Annotated in this window: 3 protein-coding genes; 1 reads left to right on the top strand and 2 read right to left on the bottom strand. The window is 70.1% G+C overall.

What is annotated here, in order from left to right; translation table 11 throughout:
• Positions 1-378: 378 nt before the first annotated feature.
• A complete protein-coding gene (locus ACFV0O_RS41410) occupies positions 379-939 on the bottom strand; it encodes a hypothetical protein (RefSeq protein ID WP_380350242.1) in 561 nt (186 codons plus the stop codon).
• Positions 940-1,446: 507 nt separating this feature from the next.
• Here ACFV0O_RS41410 and ACFV0O_RS41405 point away from each other — a divergent pair.
• A complete protein-coding gene (locus ACFV0O_RS41405) occupies positions 1,447-1,863 on the top strand; it encodes a hypothetical protein (RefSeq protein WP_380350239.1) in 417 nt (138 codons plus the stop codon).
• A gap of 128 nt (positions 1,864-1,991) precedes the next feature.
• Here ACFV0O_RS41405 and ACFV0O_RS41400 read toward each other — a convergent pair.
• A partial coding sequence (locus ACFV0O_RS41400; protein WP_380350236.1) for a hypothetical protein occupies positions 1,992-2,462 on the bottom strand: 471 nt, incomplete at its 5' end.

Genomic DNA, 2,462 nt, shown 5'->3' with positions numbered 1-2,462 from the left:
GACCGCGCCAGCGGGCTCCGGCCCCCGGGACGGAGACCGCGCCAGCGGGCTCCGGCCCCCGGGACGGAGACCGCGCCAGCGGGCTCCGGCCCCCGGGACGGAGACCGCGCCAGCGGGCTCCGGCCCCCGGGACGGAGACCGCGCCAGCGGGCTCCGGCCCCCGGGACGGAGACCGCGCCAGCGGGCTCCGGCCCCCGGGACGGAGACCGCGCCAGCGGGCTCCGGCCCCCGCAGAAATCTCTTCAGCGGGGGCCAATCCGGCCGACTGCCGTAACCGCTCCTGGAGCTCTCCGACATCAGCAGCCTGACGACTGATCGGGCACCGTAAGAAGCACTACGGCCGCGGCCGGCCTTTCGATGCTGTCCCGACAGAGTGGGTCACCGATCGGCGGAGAAGCCGGCCCAGTAATCGGGCTTCTGGACGCTGCCGCACTGCCCGCAGCCCTTGCCGTCCCCCGAGCCCCGAGCGCGCGAAGCCTCGTCGAGGAACTCCCACAGCAATTTCGCAGCCTTCTCCTCCTTCGTCGCACGCGGGCCGTACTCGTACACCAGCCCGGGCTCGAGCTCGATCAGCACCTGCGACCGGTACCCGCTCCCGCAGCCGCACGCGGTGATGACGGTCATGGCATCAGCCCCGGTCTGGTGCAGCCAGACACTGTCGTCCAGGTACGCGACGGCGCTCGGCGGCATCTCGTTGAACTCACCCCACCACAGGCATCCGCTCCAGGATTCGGACATGCTCAGCTGCTTCGGGAAGAGGCTGGGGAAGTTCTCGGCGACGAACGCTGCAGCCTTCCGGGAGGCAGCGTCAGCGGTGCGCTTGCGCATGCGCTCGGCCGTGTGCTCCATCAGATCGATGGCGCGATTGAGCAGGTCGGTCAGGAGCGGGGACTTGGAAGACATTCCGTTCGCGTCAGCGGCGGGTGAGGTGATGTGCACGTGGGTCTCCGGCTTCGTGTGGCGGTGACGGGTCGGTGCCCGGCCGGGGGTCCGTCCCGGCACGTGCCGTCCGGCGGGCGGTGAGGTGGGACCACAAGGCCGGTCGCTTGGAGCGAAGCGACGACCGGCCTTGTGGTCCATGCCGCGCCGTCTGCCAGGCTCGAGTGCCGGGCCGGACCCCCGAGCAGGCATGCCCGCCGCCCGCATGGAGGCCGGAGATTTGCAGCGGCAAGCAGCCCATTGTCGGCCGAACGTGAGGCCCCCGGCCCCTGCGTGCAAAACCGCCGGGGCGCCCAAATCAACCCGGCCGGGATCACGTGTCGACTCTTGCGATGATGGCTGTCCAAGGCCAGCAGGGATCGGCCGTCGCGCCCCCGGGCAGACGGCCCGCCGGGGCGTCGCCCAGCCCACGCAGTGGGCTGGGCCGGCGGGGTAGGACGACCGGATCAGGCACGAAGCGGTCAAGGTCATTTGCCTGATGACCGATCAGAGGTAACGATGCAGACCATGACCTCACGCCACAATGAAGCCGTACTGGCACGACGGGAAAAGCTGCGTGCCCAACAGAAGGCCGAGCTCGAAGCAGCCCGGCAGCGCCATTCTCAGCAGGCCACCGCACTCGCCGCTGTGGACCGGGAACTGACCCTCCTGGAGGAGGCTCGTACGCGGGCACGCAAGGCGGTCGTGGCAGCCGCAGAGCTGTTCGGGAGCGAGCAGGATCTTGCAGACCTCGTTCCGCTCCCGCTCAAGGAGATACGCGCGATGATCCGCGAAGACGCAGAGCTCCAGCGACGCTCCGAACGACAGGCGCCGGCCCGATTGGAGAACGAGGAGAAGAAGGAGGAGGACGGGGAAGCCACGGCCGTCGCAATCGTGCCCGAGCAGCACGTGGTCATGCCCGAGCAGTACGTGCCCGAGGCCTGATCTCCTGCCACTCGCTCCGGCCGGGAACCGCAGGGCGGTCTGCGGTCACCGATCAAGGCACCGCGGACCGCCGGCTCCAGTGCGGCTCGAGGCCGGGGACCTCTTGGTCCCCGGCCTCGCCGCCCCTCTCAGTACGTGCCGCCCTCGTGGATGCGTCGGTACTCGTCCTCGGTGACGCGGACCGTACCGGTGTTGCCGTCCTTGTCGCGGAGGGTGATCTGCCAGTACTCGGGCTTGAGGGCGGTGCAGGTGGTCTTGTTGCAGATGATGACGGGCGCGCTCACGGAGAAGGACCCGACGTTGACACTGCAGATACGCCCGTGGCAGCTGCTCGCAGGAACTGTGGCAGGGGAGGAGTCGATGTGCTGCTTCCCGGTGACGGTGCCGTGCTCGACGTCCGCACCACAGGCGGTGAGGATACCGGCGGCGCCGATGGTCACGAGAGCGGCGGCGATCCTGCGCTGGTTGAGGCTCATGATGGTCCGGCCTTCCTGGGCGGTGACGGACCGTGGGGCCCGGCCGGGGTCCTCCCCGGCACAGCGGGCCGTCGGGTGGGCGGCGGGGTGAGCGGCAAGGTGGAGCGCCCAACTGGACGAACG

This window comes from Kitasatospora sp. NPDC059577 (assembly GCF_042735475.1).
Taxonomy (GTDB): domain Bacteria; phylum Actinomycetota; class Actinomycetes; order Streptomycetales; family Streptomycetaceae; genus Kitasatospora.
Note: the sequence above shows the minus strand (reverse complement) of the source record. Positions and strands in the feature narration are given on the sequence as shown.

Coding starts and splice junctions, on each gene's coding strand:
- ACFV0O_RS41405 (WP_380350239.1), top strand. CDS start 1,447: ATGACCTCACGCCACAATGAAGCCGTACTGGCACGACGGGAAAAGCTG.